General features: G+C 41.6%; 16 protein-coding genes. 2 read left to right on the top strand and 14 right to left on the bottom strand.

The features are described 5' to 3' along the window. Positions 1-5 precede the first annotated feature (5 nt). The 6 genes from WC848_06240 to WC848_06215 form a co-directional block, all read right to left on the bottom strand. Positions 6-1,553, bottom strand: a complete 1,548-nt coding sequence (locus WC848_06240) for a hypothetical protein (GenBank protein ID MFA5962255.1) — start codon at positions 1,551-1,553, stop codon at positions 6-8. 39 nt (positions 1,554-1,592) lie between these two features. Beyond that, positions 1,593-3,275 (bottom strand): hypothetical protein, encoded by a 1,683-nt coding sequence (locus WC848_06235; protein ID MFA5962254.1) that lies wholly within the window; start codon positions 3,273-3,275, stop codon positions 1,593-1,595. 48 nt (positions 3,276-3,323) lie between these two features. After that, positions 3,324-4,901, bottom strand: coding sequence for a hypothetical protein (locus WC848_06230; protein MFA5962253.1), 1,578 nt, complete (start codon positions 4,899-4,901; stop codon positions 3,324-3,326). A 63-nt stretch (positions 4,902-4,964) separates the two neighbouring features. Further along, positions 4,965-6,614: a hypothetical protein gene (locus WC848_06225; protein ID MFA5962252.1), complete on the bottom strand. Its 1,650-nt coding sequence runs from the start codon at positions 6,612-6,614 to the stop codon at positions 4,965-4,967. Positions 6,615-6,635: 21 nt separating this feature from the next. Next, positions 6,636-7,586, bottom strand: coding sequence for a matrixin family metalloprotease (locus tag WC848_06220; protein ID MFA5962251.1), 951 nt, complete (start codon positions 7,584-7,586; stop codon positions 6,636-6,638). Continuing rightward, complete coding sequence (locus WC848_06215; protein ID MFA5962250.1) at positions 7,583-8,485, bottom strand: hypothetical protein; 903 nt, start codon at positions 8,483-8,485, stop codon at positions 7,583-7,585. Before WC848_06215 ends, WC848_06220 begins: the two co-directional genes overlap by 4 nt. A 93-nt stretch (positions 8,486-8,578) precedes the next feature. Here WC848_06215 and WC848_06210 point away from each other — a divergent pair, with 93 nt between their 5' ends. Next, positions 8,579-9,913: a hypothetical protein gene (locus WC848_06210; GenBank protein MFA5962249.1), complete on the top strand. Its 1,335-nt coding sequence runs from the start codon at positions 8,579-8,581 to the stop codon at positions 9,911-9,913. Between the two features lie 55 nt (positions 9,914-9,968). Here WC848_06210 and WC848_06205 read toward each other — a convergent pair whose 3' ends face one another. Continuing rightward, on the bottom strand, positions 9,969-11,108 hold the full coding sequence (locus WC848_06205) for a hypothetical protein (GenBank protein MFA5962248.1): 1,140 nt from the start codon (positions 11,106-11,108) through the stop codon (positions 9,969-9,971). Between the two features lie 218 nt (positions 11,109-11,326). Between WC848_06205 and WC848_06200 the strand changes: the two genes are divergently transcribed. Next, positions 11,327-12,073, top strand: a complete 747-nt coding sequence (locus tag WC848_06200; GenBank protein MFA5962247.1) for a helix-turn-helix domain-containing protein — start codon at positions 11,327-11,329, stop codon at positions 12,071-12,073. A 10-nt stretch (positions 12,074-12,083) separates the two neighbouring features. Here WC848_06200 and hypE read toward each other — a convergent pair whose 3' ends face one another. From hypE to WC848_06165, 7 genes are all read right to left on the bottom strand, one after another. Then, positions 12,084-13,067, bottom strand: a complete 984-nt coding sequence (hypE, locus tag WC848_06195; GenBank protein MFA5962246.1) for a hydrogenase expression/formation protein HypE — start codon at positions 13,065-13,067, stop codon at positions 12,084-12,086. Between the two features lie 26 nt (positions 13,068-13,093). Beyond that, positions 13,094-13,471, bottom strand: a complete 378-nt coding sequence (locus tag WC848_06190) for a four helix bundle protein (protein MFA5962245.1) — start codon at positions 13,469-13,471, stop codon at positions 13,094-13,096. A gap of 36 nt (positions 13,472-13,507) precedes the next feature. Further along, a complete protein-coding gene (gene hypD / locus WC848_06185) occupies positions 13,508-14,545 on the bottom strand; it encodes a hydrogenase formation protein HypD (GenBank protein ID MFA5962244.1) in 1,038 nt (345 codons plus the stop codon). A gap of 13 nt (positions 14,546-14,558) precedes the next feature. Beyond that, positions 14,559-14,783: a HypC/HybG/HupF family hydrogenase formation chaperone gene (locus WC848_06180; protein MFA5962243.1), complete on the bottom strand. Its 225-nt coding sequence runs from the start codon at positions 14,781-14,783 to the stop codon at positions 14,559-14,561. Between the two features lie 9 nt (positions 14,784-14,792). After that, positions 14,793-15,842 carry a 2Fe-2S iron-sulfur cluster-binding protein gene (locus WC848_06175; GenBank protein ID MFA5962242.1) on the bottom strand — a complete coding sequence of 350 codons (1,050 nt, stop codon included), beginning with the start codon at positions 15,840-15,842 and terminating at the stop codon, positions 14,793-14,795. A 107-nt stretch (positions 15,843-15,949) separates the two neighbouring features. Further along, entirely contained in the window at positions 15,950-16,495 is a 546-nt protein-coding gene (locus tag WC848_06170) for a hypothetical protein (protein MFA5962241.1), read from the bottom strand. 32 nt (positions 16,496-16,527) lie between these two features. Continuing rightward, a complete protein-coding gene (locus WC848_06165; GenBank protein MFA5962240.1) occupies positions 16,528-19,683 on the bottom strand; it encodes a hypothetical protein in 3,156 nt (1,051 codons plus the stop codon). Positions 19,684-19,714 lie beyond the last annotated feature (31 nt).

Below are 19,714 nucleotides of genomic sequence, written 5' to 3'. Positions count from 1 at the left end.
AAAATCTACTCCACACTCAGTCCGTTTGGAACAGCCGGTGATATCGTGTCCGCTTCTCCTTGTAAAGGATGCGGATAAGCATAGGGAGCATAATAGGCTGTCCAAGTGTTGGTTGCTGTACATTTATAGAGCGTACCATTTATTGGAGTTGATGGATCTGCTCCTACCATGCCAGAATAATTAGATGTTGATTGATTGGTTGCCCAATATGCTACGCCCGTAGTACATGATGACGGCCTTTGTGCTAAAGTTCCAACACCAACTCCAGCCGAGCAGGATGCACCGCCAGCCGCACAATGAGTGTCGTCTGTATAATAATAATCCCGGTTCGCTACAACATGCGTCGGACTAAAGTTGTATATATCATTTATGGCACCTTTCATCAAAAAGGCATATATCGGCATCTTTATCTGTGCAGTGGGTGTCCCAGAACAAGACTCATCATAATTTACCCACCTTGAAGAATCGCCTCCCGTACCCGGCTGATCCCTGCAAAGCCATCCGCTTTGCCCTGATTCATTACCATCCCAAGCATAGGTTCCATTGCACTGACCCAAACACCCTACGCTCGTTCCTTCACGTTTATATTCAAAACCTAATCCATAACTAGGTACATCGCCTGTAATTTCATTATAAAATGCCACGCCAGTTCCAGACAAAAACTCCATAGCTATAAAACCTGAATCATTCAAATAATCAAAAGTATTGCCGTAAAATTCAACTTTTCTGCTGGCGCGATCTCCTGCGGATTGTAAGCCATGTTCCTGCACATCCCCATTTGATACTGTGTTATATCTAAACACCATCTTAGAGCCATACCCACCATCAAGCATTAACTTCTTTGTTGTAACAGTTGGATAACTAGTTGAGAAAGTATTGTCTTCAACATAGACCGCCGTTGATCCTCCCAAATCAATCGCATCAAGCCATGCGCTCGTTTCATCGTAAGAATTAGCTCCCCCCATGCCGTCTATCTTACCATTAATAATCGTATTATGGTCAATCAGTCCATATGGCTGAACATCCGTATTAATACCAGTGGCTTCAATAAAAAAAGCGGTTGTTGTTGAGGTATCAATGCTACTATATTTATTATGATCTATTCTCCAGTATTGCCCCTGCGCTTTTATACAAGAATATTTAGCTTCAGAAGGAGATATAAAATAAAATCCACTAATCCTTGATGCAGGATTTTGAATCGTCCCTACGTAGGGTAAAATAGTAAATACATAATTTCCTGTCATATTTATAATAGTATTGTCTGTTCCAGCACCAATTATATTTAGAGGTTTATCGGCGGGTATTGTTACAGCAGAAGCTCCCCACGATGACGTCCCCGCAGAAACATTTATAGTATCCCCAGCCGATGCGCTGGAAACGCAACTTGCAACAGAAGCAGAATCAGAAGAACTTGTCCATGTAGGGCTTGATCCTGTGCAAGCCGCGAAAGTTTTTTCCGCCAGCCCGAAAATCCCACAAATTATAATTATAATAAAAAAGAGTTTTAGTTTTAAATTATTTTTTTGCATTTTATGAAAAATGATTAATCCCATTGCTACTTACCTTGTTACGTAACAAATTACTTACATCTCTTAACTCACACTCAGTCCGCTCGGTACTCCAGGCGGAGTAATGTCCCCTCCGCCAGTTTCGTATTCATAGGCACCGATATCCCAAGCAGAGCCTTGCGGTCTACTCAATGGAGTTCGTTTAGGATAAGCTACCGTATGTGTAGAAGTATCATAATTCACTCCCAGAGTAGTATCCTTGAGACAGTCAGTGTGCGGCATTGATGGACTACTATCGACCAACAAGTTGCAATAAGAAGTCAGATCAACTCCGGTGTTTATTGAAGGTGCATTTGAATTAGGGTAATAAGGATATATTGCATTTGAAAAATACGACAAAGCTTGGGCAGGAGTTTCTTCAACATTATTAGTCGCTTCACCTCCATATGTTGTCTGTATAAAAGATGAACTGTCTGTCATAATATGATTATTTTTAGCATACACAGGCCCCAAAGATGCAACTGCATACAAATTGCTACTACCATGCGCGGTATGCAACGTATTGCCAAACACATAGGTGGCTAGCGCACCATCGCTTGATTGGTTTATTTGATCATTGCCATAAATAATTACATTATTAAATATGTAATCATTGACAGAATCAATTCCATAAATAATCAGAGTTGCTCCTCCGGCAGAATGACTAATGTAATTATTCCAAAAATACGTTGGTGATCCTATATTTTCAAATACTTGATGATGTTGGGAGACGTCAAAATCGGGAATAGTATAGGCGATTTCATAATACGTATTGCCCCAAAAATAACCTGCATTTCCAGCGATGGTTGCGTTTTGGACATACGCTATATAATTGTTGTAAACATGCCCCCAACCGCCCGATACCGTATTCCAACCCATGTCCCCGGTAGTGTCAGATCCGTCAACAATATTATCATAGAACTGGGAAGTGTAATCCACAACGTCAGAATAAAATGATATAAAATTGGAGCTATCAGCAACGATCAAATCCTTATCCACACCCCCTGCCCAAGCATTGCAATCTGTATGCTGGACACTCCAACAGATACAATCTCCTTTATTATATACCGGACCATGTGACCAACCATGGATATAATTATTCTTGACAGTGGCGTGTGGCGCCGGGCCGCCATAATTGATACTGATCACATTTATACCATATCCATTCCCCGCTATCCCCGCACAACCATTCACGCTCGTGTCAGTGCCATGCAATTGTGCCATGCCCTTAAATTCCATATTATCAATCGTCTGTCCAGAGCCCCAAACTGCCAGCATCGAATGATAGTTTTCCGGACTAAGATGGGGCTCTGTTCCTTGCGCGTCAAATACGGGACGACACCACCCCGAGTAGCCTGCCGCGCTGCATCCGGCTGAATCATACCAAGTCTGGTCAACGCCAAAATAGGTGTTATTTCCGAAATACCAGTTCATTCCCAGTGCGTCCGCCGGCCAAATAACTCCGCCTTTGAAAATAAATGAGTCACCACTAGCCATTGAATGTGTCCTGGCTCGGCAATTATTGTCATTAGTATCTGTTATGAAACAGCCATACATCCCCGGGGCGCGTTTCCAGGGCGTGGATTTGGAAGTTCCATTATTTGTGTCCGACCCTGTGGCGTAATCAATATAGTAGGTCGCGGCGTGAGAGTTTTTTGCCAATCCGAAAAGACAATAAAATATTATTACCAGAAAAAATAGTTTGAATTTTAATTTGTCTTTTTGCATTTCTGAATTTGTTACTTACCTTGTTACGTAACAGATTGTTTACCTCTTTCAGTCTACATTGAGTCCGCTTGGTGCTACTGGTGGAGTGGTATCGCTTGTTTCTGCTGCGTATTCGTAGGCGCCGATGTCCCAATTTGCTCCGCGCACCACTGGATTCTTAAATGGATAAGTAACAGTATGACTTGTAGCGTCATAAACAACACCGAGTGTAGTGTCACTAAGACAATCCGCCGACGGAGTAGACGGTCCGTTATTTGTCATGCCAGAACAGATTAAACTTAAATCGCTACCAGCATTTACAGTCCCGCCACTACCTACCCCACTCCATAGATATGGATATGTACTACTAGAAGTGTATCCGGCGTTTGTCGCTACTGCTACAGTTTGAGCCAGAACATTATTAGATGTGCAATTAGTAACATAGGTCGAGTTACAATATATATAATCCGGACCAGGAGCTACCACATGATTATTGCTAGTGTCTTGAACGGTTATCATCCCAGGCCCATTTGCAGGGCTACCAACTATGTATGAAGCCTCAGCCCTTTGCATTGTATTGTTAAAAGCATAAATTCCATATCCACCACCTTCATTGGGATCATTCCCTAGCTGTAAAACTTGGGTATTATTATTATACATCACATTATTAAATATGTAGTCGTTGTTGCGCATCCCATATGTTAGTACGTTACCCCCACCACCTATGTTGTGTGTAAAATTATTATAATAATAAGTAGTTCCATAGTTCTCAAAAGTCTGATGATGTGCGCTAGGATCGAAGTCTGCATAATTATAAGCTGATTCAAAAAATGTATTGCCCCATACATAAACAGTTTCAGCAGTTGCCACTATTCCACCATTCTGAATGTATGCGAAATAATTATTATACACATGACCAGTTGTCCCATACCATGCCTCGCCGATATCTTTTGTAGTGTCTGATCCATCCCACACATTATGATGCAAGGATGAATCCATCCCCCATCCGCTGACTATAAACAGATTGTCCGCTGTTGCAGTTCCCCCATGTCCCCATCCATGAAAGTAGCAATTTTTTATCTCTGAATAATTTCCAGTGGTTAGCATGATATGGCGCGGGCCATTAGTTCCTCCATATAATTGATATAACCCCTTGAATTCCAAGTTATCAATAATACTATAATCGTTGTAGAAACGCACCATTGTGTTACTTACGTTTTCAGGGCTTGTGTAAATTGTCGAGCCCTCAGCATCTATTACGGGACGGCTCCACGATGGGCCAGCATACCATGTTTGATCTATTCCAATATAAACCGGATTTCCAGTTGACCCACCGCCGAAATACATATCCCAACAGAGTGCTTCTTTAGGCCATGTGACTCCGCCCTTTAAAACAATCCGGTCTCCGGCAGAAAAACCCGCTTCACGTTTAGCATTACAGTTACCCCCAGTATCACCCACCCAACATCCGCGCATCCCTGGAGCTAATTTCCAGGGAGTCGAAGTTGAAGCACCATCGTTACTATCAGATCCACTAACATAGTCAATGTAGTAAGTGGCAGCATGGGAATTTTTGGCCAATCCAAAAAAACAATAAAATATTACTACTAGAAAAAAGAGTTTGAATTTCAATTTGTCATTTTGCATTTTATTAAAACAAACCACCGAATTTGTTACTTGCCTTGTTACGTAACATGCTCATTACCTCTTTTAGTCTACGTTGAGTCCACTTGGAGCTGTTGGTGGAGTGGTGTCGCTTGTTCCTGTGGCATATTCGTAGGCACCGATGTCCCAACTTGCTCCGCGGAGAATTGCCGCCTTGCCATCACCAGTAACTGCGTGATTAACAGCATCATAAGTTACACCAAGAGTCGTATCGCTAAGACAGGCTGTGGCAATAAGTGACGGGGCAACGTCAGATAATCCAGAACATATTAACGAAAGGACTGTCCCGGAATTTACCGTACTACTATTCGACGCCTGCGGAGAATAAGGATGCGTTTGCGTCGATAAATAACCGGCCGCCAAAGCGACTTCTGCTGTTTGATCAAGATTGTGGTCTTGTGTTGTGGTCGTTGTTATGTTTGACATATTGATTGAACTGCCGATTGGACTACTGATAATATGATTATTTTGAATTTTGGCAAATGAAAATCTTGATCCATCTCCTCCGCCCGTTCCTCCATTAATTGTTCCATTGGTGGCGGTAACCTGGAAAGTATTATTGAAAATATTATACCCAAAAGTATTACTTGGCGTCATATACAGCGCGCCTAGCTGCATTGTTTGATTGCCATCATCCACAACTACATTATTAAAGACCGTCGTCGAACCGGACGGTTCTGGATAATAGATCAGATTTGCTCCCCCGCCGACATGATCTGAATAATTATTATAATAGCCATAGTGTGTGCCATAAGTTTCGTCTGTATTTCCATGCGTCGTGCAATCAAACGAGAAATAATCACTCACACCATTAATGAAAGTACAATCTATCCCTCGTCCGATGCCGATGTTTATAAAAGAATTGCCCCACATATAACCCTCATTAACACCAACGTACATATTGGACATATCACCGACATAATTATTGTAAAAATGTCCGGCCGATCCTTTATATGCGAGCGCCATGTCTTTTGTTGTATCAGAACCATCCCAAACATTATCATGAATTTTAAGATTCATATCTGGAGTGTCCCATAAAACCGTGCTGAGTACCATCATATTGTCATGCACTGCCGTTCCACCATGGCTCCAACCATGAAAGTAGCAGTTTTTCACCTCAATACCCTGTACTGATGCTATTGATGTGCCAACAGTCAGCATCCCTGGATAGATTGGATTGGTATCTGCCAACTGAGCCAACCCCTTGAATTCTAAATTATCAACAACAAACCCGTCACCATAAATAGCCATCATGGTGTAATAATTTTCCGGACTAGGATATGGTTCATTATCTTCCGCATCCATGACCGGCCTAGACCATGCGCCTCCGGCATACCAAGCTTTGTCCACCCCGAAATAGATCGGGTTGGCTGTTGTACCAGAACCAAAATACCAATTAAAACTTAACGCTGCACGTGGCCAAGTTACACCTCCCTTAAAAATAAACCGGTCTCCAGGAGTGCCACCAGAAACTCGCTTCGCATTACAATTTCCACCTGTATCCCCAACCGAGCATCCGCGCATCCCCGGAGCCAGTTTCCAAGGAGTCGAGGTCGAAGTTCCATTGTTAGTATCAGACCCGTTAGAGTAGTCAATATAGTAGGTAGCAGCATGGGAATTTTTAGCCAGACCAAAAATGCTAAAAAATACAATGAAGCAGAAAAACAGTTTCGGTTTTAGCTTTAATTTTGTCATTTTTAAAAATAACCCGGTGAGTTATTTAAACTTGCAAACAGTTTTCAATGCGCCTAGATCTTCCGCTGAAAGTACCGGATTTTCCATATCCTGCTCCCCCATTAAATAATACATAATCGACTTGGAGTCTTCGACGTGTCCGATGCCCAGCGCATGACCAAGTTCATGCACGAGCGTCAAGCGCAGATCAGTCGTTTGCTTGAATTGATAGATATTGATCTCCTCGCCATCATAGAGCCCTTTTTCAAATTCCTGTCCGCCTCCGTATTTATTTGTATATGTCGAGACATTAGTATTATATTCGTTGACCACTTTTTGTTCTTTGGAAACCAGCGCATTAGTTTTTCCCGCCAAACTATTTACTTCCAGGCGTTCTTTCTCTAGTTTTTCGTATAAATTTTCCAAATCTTCCTTATCCTCTTTTAGCTCAGCATATTCATCTTTTGATCCCCCATTCTTGTTCCAATCTGCGACCGCCTTGTTATAGGCATCAAGCTTTTTCTGATAATCCGCCACATCTGCATTGTATTTGGCTGTTTTTTGTTCGTATGTTCCACTCAAATTCTCATATTGATCAGTGATTTTTTTATGCGACGATTCCAGCTGGTCAAGGTTCTCGTTCAGCTTATCGGCTTCATTGGATTGCACCTGCCTTGAGTCAAAAATCAGATTGATCTTAAACTGGGAATTTGGATCATATTCGAATAAATTTTTCCCGGATTGGCTTTCCCAGATATTTTCCGCTTCCTGTGCTTGGATTAGAAACTCATTCGTACTCAGACCGAATTTCGGATCGACTGAACCGATCGCATATTTAAACGGCTTGGAACATGGCAAACCGATTCCGGTCATTTCCGAAATAGCTTCTTTCGCATCAAGTACAGCTTCACGGAAAGATGTTTTATTCTTAAGCATTGTCCCCCAAGTTGAAAAGAGGATGACGATTGCCAGATATTGAAAAAATTTTTTCATCTCTTTACTAATCTATCCTTACGCTCCCTGGCTTCCAAATCATCACGCAGCCCAAAAATTTCGGTCATATTCTGAAACTGTTCATCGCTCATCATATTTTTTAGCGCCGCGCGCATCGCTGTCACATTGCCTGCCGGACGCAGTCCGCGACAACCCTGGCATTGCGCCCGCGAACTAGGACAAGTCGCCCCACAGCCACCCAGAATCATCGGACCAAAACAGGGTTTTTTGTCGAGAAGCAGACAACGATTTCCCGCTTTTTTACACTCCACGCAAACCGGCTGATCCGGAATAATCGGAATATTTCCCTTGAGCAATTCTGGAACATAAGTCAAAAACTCCTCCCCATTGATCGGGCAACCTGGAAAAACGAAATCAACTTTCACCAGATTATCAATCTCGCGAATAGCCGGATTATTAATTCCTTGCAGATACTTGTAGACATGCTTAATCGTACTCACACCTTCATGATAATTTTTCATCTCCGGCACCCCACCCATCGCCGCGCAGTTTCCCAACGCCACCAGCACCTTGGCTCTCTTTCTCGCTTCGAGCAAGGTTTTTTCATTCGCCTTGGTCACTGGATTGCCTTCTACAAGCACCAAATCCAGCATTCCACCATCATCCTCCATGTCCTCAATCAAGCGGAAATCAACTAACTCCACGCTTTCTGTGAATTCCAAAAAGCGCGTACCAAGGTCAAGGAGAACAAACTGACAACCTTCGCAAGAAGTGAGGCTAATAATGGCCACGCGCGGTTTTCCACTGGCAAATTTTTTTACCGCCTCTGCTTTAATCTTCGGCGTCAGTATTTTTTTTATCACTCGTACTTTAATTTTTGTCGCTACATTTTTTTTTGGCTTCGCTTTTTTTGTTTCTGGTTTATTTTTGATTGGCATTATTTTAGATTGAATAAATTATGTTTTTACTCCTCTATTTTAGCATAAATTATGAAAAAAACTAAGCAAAAACCCTGTGCTATACTTATTCATATGGACACACATCTTTTTCCCCAAAATACCAAAAAGACGATCCTCGCCCTTGGAGCTGAATCCGACGGAAATTTTTGTATCTTCAAAGCTGGGAAAATCTATTTCTCAGAGAGCTTTGGCGATCTTTTGGATGAAAAAAATTGGCAAAAATATCAGGATGCGGTTTTGGAATTTTTAAAAAACCACGGGTTCAAGCCAGACATAATTCTCACTGATCTCCATCCTCTATATTTTACTTCGACTTGGGGTGAGGCTTTAAGCATAAAATACGAAGCCAGACACATCCAAGTTCAGCACCACCTCGCCCATATTTTTTCCGCTATCGGAGATAGAATTATTCAAAATTCAAAATTCAAAACCTGCCTGCCGGTAGGCAAGGTTCAAAATTGTTTCTACGGAGTTGCCATGGACGGTACAGGTTACGGCGAAGATGGAAAGATTTGGGGAGGAGAAGTATTTAAAATTTCTAATTTATCTAATTATCTAATTTCTAAAAAAAATTCCAAAAATAAAGTTAAAATCAATAGAATCGGCCACCTTGAAAATCAAATACTTATTGGCGGTGATTTGGCAGTGAGAGAACCGGCGCGGATGCTCATTGGTATTTTAGAAAAAGTTTTTTCCGCATCCTCCTCGCCCTCCGGGAGAGGATGTCACGAGTACGTGACAGATGAGGGCAAGGACGAGCTGAAAAGAAAAAACACTATCTTTCATTACATTAAAAAATATTATTCCAAAAACGAATTTGAGCTAATTCACAATCAGCTCCAGCAAAATTTCAATTGCCTGGAAACTTCCAGCACTGGACGAATTCTCGACGCCGTTTCATTGCTTTTGGGTTTTTGCGAAAATGAACGGAAATATAAACACGAGCCGATCGAACTCCTCGAAGCTAATTCTGAAAAACCATACGCGGATTTAAAACCAAAAATTATGCTTTCGCAGGGCAAGCAAGTTTTAAATACCACTTTTTTGTTTGAATATTTAGTTAAAAATTTACGCAAAGACAAGAAACGCCTCGCCACTACGGCACAACTTTATATCGCCCAAGGATTGCATGAAATAATAGAACATAATTGTCATCCTGAGCGAAGTCCGTACTCGGACGAAGCCGAAGGATCTTCCAGCGAACACCACCAGCGATATTCAATAGCAGATTCTTCGGCTACGCTGCGCTGCGCTCAGAATGACATATTCTTTTCTGGCGGTATCGCCAACAACAAAATTATTTCTGACTATCTAATTTCTAAAGGTGCCTACACAAACAAAAAAATCCCACGTGGCGACGCCGGACTTTCTTTTGGGCAGGTTGTTTATTATTTACTTTTAAAATAAAAAACTCCATGCAAAAGTTAATGCATGGAGTTCCCTCTTGTGTTTGTGTAATATCTTATGCAGCATGGTAAAAGACATGATAAAGATCAATTCTTAACTCGTCTTCCTGCTTAAATCCCATCCATTCAACACCACCCAAATCCAAAGCATTCACCATGAGATATGGTACGGCTATTCTTCCATCATGAAGCTTAATGGTCGTTTTCCATCCGAATATCATACTGGATAGGTTTTTATTCAGGTAGATATATTTTTCAACAAATTCACGACTCTTCCTTTTGCGAATTGCTACAAGCTCGGAAAAATCCAAACATTTTTCAAGCAAGCCATCTGCCTTGAGCCTTTTTTGCAGCTCCCTAAAACACAAAGTACTATTTGGTTTTTCTGATGGACCCCAAGGACGAATATTTAAAATATTAAAGCTATCCGGACCTGAGCATCTTGGGAGAAATGCCTCGTGCACAAATACGGGATAGTCCCCATTTAGGTCTGGCAGAATAATATTCCGATCTACCTGAACCTTTGGGTCATAGTCGTCAATAGTTGCTTGAAGCTCATCGAGAGGGATGAGTCCCTTATTGACTAATTTTTCAAATCTTGATAGTAGCGTCTCTCTGTCGATTTTTTTTCTCTGTTCCTTTTTTGTATCAGCCGGAAAATAAATCGCTGGAAAGATTGGAAGACAGTGAAAATAATTAAGGTCTACCCAAAAAAATTCACCGCTACCAAGACTTATGACGTGAAAATCACCATTGGCTCCTCTAATAGTTGTCTTCCAGCCAATCAATAACGCACCGGGTCCTTCGTAATAAGGAACGTGCTGGCTGAAAAAATCATATCCTTTTTTCTTAATCGCAAGGAGTTCAGAAAAACCCAGGCAATCATCAAGAAGCTTATTTTCTTCAAGATATAAATACACGTCACTGAATGGAATCATTTCACCAGCGACTTGCCTTGGGTGAAATGTTTGTTTGAGTTTTGAAATATCAAACTCGACAGGTCCGTTCATCTCAAGCTGCTCACACTGTGAAATATTCACTGTCCCCTTGGGAAAATCAAACTCAGAGATACTAACACAATCTACAAGAACCATCGGGTCGTGACGATATATACTCGCTTCCAACTTGTCGAAAGGAACAAGCCCCTCTCTTGCCAACTCGCAAATCCTTAACATCGCCCGCTTTATTCTTTTCATTCGCCTCTCCTTACTATTTTATTGTTAAGATTACTATTCGAATGTTTTTTATTTCGATAAGCTAATATAGCGAAATAACCCACATTATGTCAACGCAATATTTCATAGCAGATATGCTAATTTGCATATCGTAGCTATGGCTAGGCATTATTCCTTAAGCTAACCACAAATAATGTCATAATTATTGACATTTTTTGCATATTTGCTACACTATTACCATGAAAGAATTACAAAAAACCCTCATCGACTATGGCCTAAGTGCCAATGAAGCCAAAATCTATTTAGCGATGCTTCGCTGTGGCCATAGTACAATTTTGGCGATTGCCAAGGAAACTGAAATCAAAAGACCAACGGTCTATATTACCATTGAAAATCTAACCGAGGCCGGCCTCGTGAAAACCATCGTCAAGGGCAAAAAGAAATATTATTTACCGGAAGAACCGGAAAAGTTAGTCCAATTGCTGGAATCCAAAAAGAACTCCATTGAAAGAATTTTGCCGGAACTCAAAAATAACTATTTTAGCAAAAATGAAAAACCCAAAATTGTCACTTATGAAGGAAAAGCTGGCATCAGAAAAATCTATGAAGAAACACTAAAAAGCCAAACAGAGGTACTTTGGTTCGGCTCGATTAAGGATATTTTTGAAGAATTTATGGAAAGTTATAATAAAATCAGCAAAGTCAGTTTTGCTTATCTAAAAGGCTCGCGAGAAATTGTGAACAATACTCTTTTTGATCGCAACTACGCCAAAAAAGTGAACAGTCAAAAAAATCCCACCTCAAATGTTCGCATCCTTCCAGGGGCACACTTCTTTTCCAGCGTGGATAATATCATCTATGACAACAAAGTAGTTAGTCTATCCGTCAAAAAAAATTACTACGGTGTCATCATCGAAGACAACGACATCGCCAATGCCTATAGGACAATGTTTGAGTTAGCTTGGAAGTCAGCGGTTAAGCCGTAACATTTTGAGCCTAACAAATCCGCGGAATCAATTTCCCCCTCGGCACCTCAATTTTTTTCTCACTGCCGATTATGGTCTTCAAATAAACTCCGTTGCCCTTCACAACTGAACCAATAATTTTGGCTCCACGATTATATTTTCTAAGAATTTTAAGCACTTTTTCAGCGTCTTTTTGGGGAACAGTCCCCACAAACCGGCCTTCGGACGGAAAGGAAAATTTATCAATCCCCAAGAGTCCAGAAAGCGCGACAGTTTCTTTGGAAAACGGCAGATTATTTTCGTCTAAAATAAATCTCATTTTAGATTTTTCCGCCATTTCATTGAGCACCGCCGCCACACCACCGCGCGTCGGATCTTTGCAAGAAGTAAGATACGGTAAGATACTTTGAACTTCTTTCGTGACTGGCTGGCAATCACTTTTTATTTTTGTCCGGTAATTGAACCGACTAGCCAGTAGCGCCACGGCGTGTTCGCCAAGATTGCCAGAAGTAATGATCGCATCGCCCACTTTCGCTCCACCATTTTCAATAATTTTTGAAGCGAGTCCCACGCCAGAAGTGGTAATTTCAATTTTGTCGATCTTGCCTTTTTCTGTCACTTTTGTATCCCCCGTCACAATCGGTACACCCGTCTCTTTGGAAATCTTCCCGATTGACTGCATAATTTTTTTCAAATCACTCTGCGGAAAACCTTCTTCAATCACAAGACTAAGCGAGATCCCAATCGGTACCGCGCCCATCACTGAGAGATCATTAATTGTCCCACAAATAGCGATTTTCCCGATGTCCCCACCTGGGAAAAAAAGCGGATCAACAATAAACGCATCTGTTGTGAAGACTAATTTTTCTTTTCCGAGACTAAAAGCAGCCCCATCGTCTTGGGTATTTTTCCATTTAATCGCTTTTGGAAAAAATTTTCTTATTCCAAAAATAAGCTGAGATGATTTTTCTCCGCCACCCCCCATTTCCATTGTTACATTGTTAAATTGTTTCATTGTTGCAATGCTGTATTACTAAATTGTCATCGTTCCAGTTTGTCATTTGTAAATTTGATTAAGCCGTTCATTTCTTTGGGTAGTTTTTGCAACTCACTTAAAATATACTCGTATTCCTTTTCTTTTAATAAACTTCTCTTTTTTGATTTTTCGTTCCAATCTAAAGATTCTTTTACTGATCCAAAAGCATACCTATAAAAGTTAATTTTATCTTTTTTTCCAAACCTACCAAAACCTTCCGCAATATTAGCTGAAATCGAATCGACTGATCTTGCGAATTGCTTGCCCACAGTATCTTTTTCAAAATAACCCCAACTAACCACAATATCCCAAACATAATTACTTAAATTATAGGCAATCTTATAGGAGCTAAGGTCGTTCAATTTAAGATAATTTTTCTCCACAAAATTAACAATTCAACAATTTAACAATAAAACAATTTATTCCGCGAAGCGGAATTCCACATTACAACTCCCCTCCACCGAAACCATGCACGCGCCTTGCGGGCTTTCCGGAGTACAAGCTTTCCTGAATAACAGACAAGCCTTTGGCTCGATAAGACCTTGGAGCACTAGCCCACACTGGCAAGCGCTTGGCTTAATTTTAATCTCTTTTCTTATTTTTTCAATCAACTTTTTGTGCACGAACTGCGCATCTTGCGCTTGATATTTTTTCCGAATTTTTAGCCCCGAATTTTTAATCTCTCCCAAACCTCGCCATTTTGCATCACTAACTTCGAAAACTTCATTGATTAAATTTAGCGCTTTTCTGTTACCTTCTTTTTTCACCAGCCGGCCATAAACATTTTCCACGCGAGATTTGTTTTCCAAAATTTGGCCAAGCAACTTATCAATTGCAATCAAAACATCTTCGCCGGAAAAACCAGCCACGACTTGCGGAATCTTGAATTTCTCAAAAACTTCCGTTCCGATAATCGCGCTTACGTGCCCAGGATCAATAAACCCATCAACTTTTATTTTCTTATTGGCCAAAAGTGCTTCCATCGCCGGCGGAAAAAGTTTGTGAGCGCTGTAAACGGTCAGTCCATTTTTAATCGCCCAAGCCGTCATCCCCGTCGTCGTCTCAAAACCCAAACCAAAAAAAACCAGATTCGATTTTTCTTTTTGCATCTCAACCGCCTCGGAAATTGAATAAACGACCCGAATATCTGCGCCGTTTCTTTTTGCTTCTTCTAGGCTCATCACATTTCCCGGCACTTGTATCGTGTCGCCATAGACTGCCACCGGAATTCCCGCAAGCGCAAGACCGACGACCACATCAATGTCAGTTTGATCCGTAACGCACACCGGACAACCTGGCCCAGAAACTAGCGTGATATTTTCCGGCATTAATTTCTTGATTCCATGCTCGGCAATTGTCTGCGAATGCGTACCACAAAGCTCCATGAGGCGAATAGGGCGTCCAATTTTCTCGGCATTTTCATGAATATTTTTCAGAATTTGATCCAAACTGCTCATTGATATTTATTTGTCATTTGTAATTTGATATTTTGGATTTTTTACTCAAATACCCCTGCATCTCATTCACATACTCACTGTCCATCTTCTCAATCGCAAAACCAGCGTGCACCATCACATACTCACCAACTTTTACCGAAACCAACGAAATGTTAATTTCTTTCTCAATGCCATTAAAATCAACTGTCGCCAGTTGATTTTTAATTGCCATAATTTTTCCCGGAATTGCCAGGCACATATTACTTTTCTAATTCTTAGGTGCGATTTTACCCGCTATCATTTTTTTCTTATCCCGCACCAATCTCGCCACCTCCCGCTCCGAAAGGATATAATCCAAATATTCGCCTTTTTGGGCTTTTTTTTGGATTTTGGAAGAAACGAAAAACGTACGGATATTTCTGGGATCAATTTTTTCTTTTTTAGCGTAATCAGCTTTAATGCTGGCAAAAACTTCATCTTCCCTGTGCTGTTCTTTTTCAGAAAGATTGATAATTTTTTCAAAACCCAACTCAAAAAATATTTTTTTCAAATCTTTTTCCTGGGTAATATCTTTCAACTGCGCCTTTATTTTTTCTTCCATAGCCAGATCCACCACCGCCACGGAAAACTTTTTCAAATCCTCCAAATCTTCGATTATTTTAGCATAATCATTCTGATCAGTCAGCGCCGCTACCGGGCACGCCTCGACGCATTTTCCGCAAAAACTGCACTCCAAGACTTTTTCATAGGGCGTACCAACAACCACATCCCCTGCCCGATGGTTAAAACCAAATTTATGTTCCGGACAGATATTGACACACCTTTTGCATTCCACGCAAAATTCAGAATTCCTCGAAATGCAAGGATTTTGGTTTTCAACGACGACTCGCGACCAATTATCCCGCAGTAGTTTTTGCTCTTCACTGCTCGTCATCTCACCCTTTCTTGGTACAAAATGGAAATTTTCAATTTTATATTCCTCAGCCAGTTTTTGCAATTCGCACATCCGATTTTTCTTGCAAGTGGAACACTTTCCCGCATGATCCGCCCAAAGTAGCTCGAGGTTAATCCGACGCGCCTTTTGGACTTTTTCGCTATCTGTCTGCACCTCCAGATCAGCGCAAACTTTCGTTGTGCAAGATGTCACTAATTTGCCCGTCTCGCCCAATTCCACCAGGCACAAGCGACAATCTCCCTCACGAGCAAGTCCCTCAAAAGAACAGAGCGTAGCGACCGGAATTCTTTCTCTCCGGCAAACATCCAAAACAGTCTCACCCAACTTTACCTTGTATTTTTTATTGTTGATTTTTATTTGCATATTTGAATTATACCACCAAGCGTTGAATTAGAAAAACACCGAATCATTCCGGTGTTTTTCAACTTTTCATCAAGCACCCTAAATCCAAATATCTCCGAGAAATTTATCTATGGCTGAGGCAAATCAATCAGTTTCTTGGTGTCATCCGGCAAGTCAATCTTCATAACCACAATCTCAATAATTTTTTTAGTGTCTTCATGATAACTCACTTTAGTCAGATCACCAACGGCTAGATCGGAAAGACTTCCTGTCGTTACCTTGCCATTACTACTATTTTTGGTAACGATCGTATTAGAAGCAATGTTAACTGTAATTGATTTATCTGCTAATTTCAGCACTACGCTTTTATCATCCACTCTATCAATTGTACCAAAATCTGCTTTTGTACCAGGCTTCAACTCTTTATTTACTGGGTTATTTGGATCAATAGGTAATCCTGAAGCTGATGGCGACCCTTGATTTCCGGGACTTACCGGAGTAGTAGGATTTTGAACATTCTCCGGAGTTAATACTGACTGATTCTTTCCAGTATCAATGACTGACTGCGATGTAACTCCTGCCTTCTTATTACTCAAACTTTGTGCGATAAACAAGGCTCCGCCAAAAAGTATTATGAGAGCAATGATGGGAATAATGATTTTTTTTCTATCCATATTTATTATTTATTTATAAATTAATTGGTAAATCAAGGTTTCACCTCTTTCCACTCACCTGCATCACATGGGGCGCATTGAATCGTTGGGCAAGGGTCTGATATGCAAAGAGCAGGCGCCGGCTCATTACAACTATCTAGGCAATGATAGGGTATGTCTTTGCCACAACGCAATTTAAGTGTGGCTGGATTGGTGCAGTAGGTCGAATCATCAGGCACGCAAGTCCGCGTAGTACCATCTGGTTGACATTGCCTTTCGGCTGTACAAGACTCATTATCCGCAGCATTCCATGGATTCTCACACAGCCAAGTGGTTTTTGTATTAGGAGGAACGTGGGTAAGCACGGGAAAGCTGGGATTAGTCGGGTTGGGTACACCTGGAGCACAGAAGGTGACTCCCCCTGGCCAATCAGACAAGCCCAGTGAGTAAGGGTAGAATGTGGCAGCTGTACCGCAAGCGTGACAGGCGCCGACGGAGAAAAGAACAACTGGATCAGAGGGATAACCCGCAGCATTAACACAATGGGCTGATGCGGAATGTGTCATTGAGACAAAAAACGGACCACTGGAAGTGACTAAAGTTGTTGGACCACTGGAAAATGCGACTCCATCCAGTGAGACTGTGCAGTTAGTCGCATTGGTCGATGCAAGAGAGATGATAGTACTGCTGCCACAAGCAACGGGATTGGGTACTACAGTAATCGTTGCGACGGGGGCAGGTTCAACAATGAAAGATGTTGTAGCAGAAGCCGGTGCACCGATCGCATTAAGACAAGTGGCACTAACGTTGTGCAGTCCGGCAACGAGATAGGGGCCATATGTGAATAAGCGATTGACCGGGCCGCTGGAAATTATCGTTCCGTCGACGCTGACCGTGCAGGACGATGCATTGGTCGAGGAAAGGTTAAAAGTAGGACTACCGCCGAAGGGGATCGGGCTCGTGGCGGTGATGTTGACAGTAGCCGCCGGGTAGGTTGTGACTGTTGCACTGCAGGCTCCGCCCGCTAATGAGCGATTGTAGGTTTGGAAAGTACAAGTTTCTGTTCCGATCTGTCCCGCGGCAAACCAAACCCCAGAAGAGAAATCAGTGGCACTCCACCAGCCACCGGCAATTGGGCCGTTGCAAAAAGCATAGACATTATCAGCGGTCGCAGAAGAATCCAAAGTTAAAGTGGAAGTGCCGGCCGTTGTCAATTGAGTTGGACTAAAGGAGGCGGAACACGTTGGCAAAGTGCAATCCCAGGTGCCGGTGCAGTTTCCACAACCGTTTGTACTGGCGTATGTTTCTGTAGTGCAATGCAGATTAGCATCGGAACAAAGTGGTGGTTTTGTACCCGTACAAGTTCCGCAAGCAACGGGGTAGTTAACGCCGACACAAACACCACCACGACCGGAGCAATCAGGCAACCTTGTGCCAGTGCAGCTTCCGCTACAACCATCGGAAATAGATTCCCAGGTGCAATAGCTAGCTGCAGAAGCGCAACTTGGTACACAAGGTGCAACTACTATATAAGGAATATCGTATGTACCCCAAATTGTCGGCCACCTAAACGAAGCCACGTAGCTACCTGGCGCTGCTGGAGCAGAAGCATAAACTGTTGTACTAATACCCTCTCCGCTGGAATTTAGAAATACTACGTACTCAATTCCATTGATCGTAACAAACAAATCATTATATATATGCCCGGCATTTAAACACTGCGCCTGATTATCCGTAGCAGTGACAATAATTGTTTCTCCTGGAGCATAGACAGACTTGTTTAGCCCTATGACAAAGTTACCGAGGGTATCTGCTCGCGCCTGCTCCCCTCTCCAAAAAATACCAGAGAAGATTAAGAAAAAAACAATCAAAAACTTTTTCTTGAAAAAAATGGCTCCCAGGGCGATAATCGTGAGAATGACAATAAAAATAATACCATAGGCCATCACACTTTTTTGTCCTTGTTTGGTTTCTGATGAAATTGCGGTTGTTGTTTGATTGTTACTTTTGAATTGATATTCTCTTTTGTCCAAAAGGTTCCCTTTGGCGTCTGTGAGGATAACCATAGCAAGTGGATCAGTACAATCAGCCACGGCAGGAAGACTAAAGGTCTTATCAGTATCCGCTTCACCTAAACTTGCCTCTTGAGAAGTAACACAAGGAATACCCGCTGCATCTTTAATCTCCATATTCATCAAGAATTCCTCTCTCTTTTCTTTTTCAAAACGAGAACCGGGAAAACCCTCTGCTGATCCGGAGAAGAAAAGAGTAGTATTAACTATTTCACCTTTTTGATAGAAGTTCTTGTCCAAGATGAGATTTTGGATCGTAGCACTTGCTCCCCTGATCACATAGTGAAAAGCCACTTGATTGGAAATAGTACCAGTGCTGTCTTTTAATTTCAAGACGGCATCATAGGCTTGAGGAGCCGTCGCTTTGGGCAAACTCAAGGAGAAACTCTTTTTTTCTCCGGCTCCCAGAGATAACTTCTTTTGTGGTTCATTGTTATCCGGAACTAACTCTCCTACTGTGATACGCCGATGAGTTTCAATGCTTGGAGTGAAAGAAATAGCTGTTGGAAAATGATTAATGATGTTACAAGTAGCCAGCAATGTTTCCTCGCTTTTAATATCGACGCCCTGCCTTATGGTATACTTTTTAGCGCTCACTTCTCCTTCTACCGTCAGAAAACAAGAGTTGGGTAGTATTTCCAGAAAATTAGCTTCTCCTTGCAAAACCACTTCACCCACTGGAGCAAAGGAGAAGGGTAGGCCATTTTCATTGCGGGAAACCACTAAAACGCGAAAGGTGCCGGTAAGATAGTTCGGAGCTAAATATTCAATTTCTTTGGAAGCAGTCTCATGCTCGCCCAGAGAGATGACTTCCGGATAAATCTGTTCATCCGCCACATATTGGCTTTCCGCTTCTTTGCCAATCAGCTGAACGGCATACTTAACTGCCGGCTGGGCTTTTTCGCGATTAGAAAGTTGAAAAGAAATTTTCAGTTTACTGTTATCTTGAGAAACCAGCTTAGTATTATAGATATTTACTGTCGCAATGGCGATAGCTTTTTGAGCTTCAACTGGAGTTGCTAAATCTTGAGTTGAAGATGAATCAAATGGAACTTCTGAGGCGCAAGAAAGGGAAGCAAGCAACAATAAAATCGATAAGATGCTTGACGTAAATATGAATTTTAATTTTTTTTTCATTTTCTTTTTTAAATTTATTTTTATATAATTA

Source organism: Parcubacteria group bacterium (assembly GCA_041659505.1).
In the GTDB taxonomy this organism is placed as follows: domain Bacteria; phylum Patescibacteriota; class Minisyncoccia; order Moranbacterales; family UBA2206; genus UBA9630.
The sequence above is the reverse complement of the archived record's forward strand: the minus strand, read 5'-3'. Positions and strand labels throughout refer to the sequence as shown.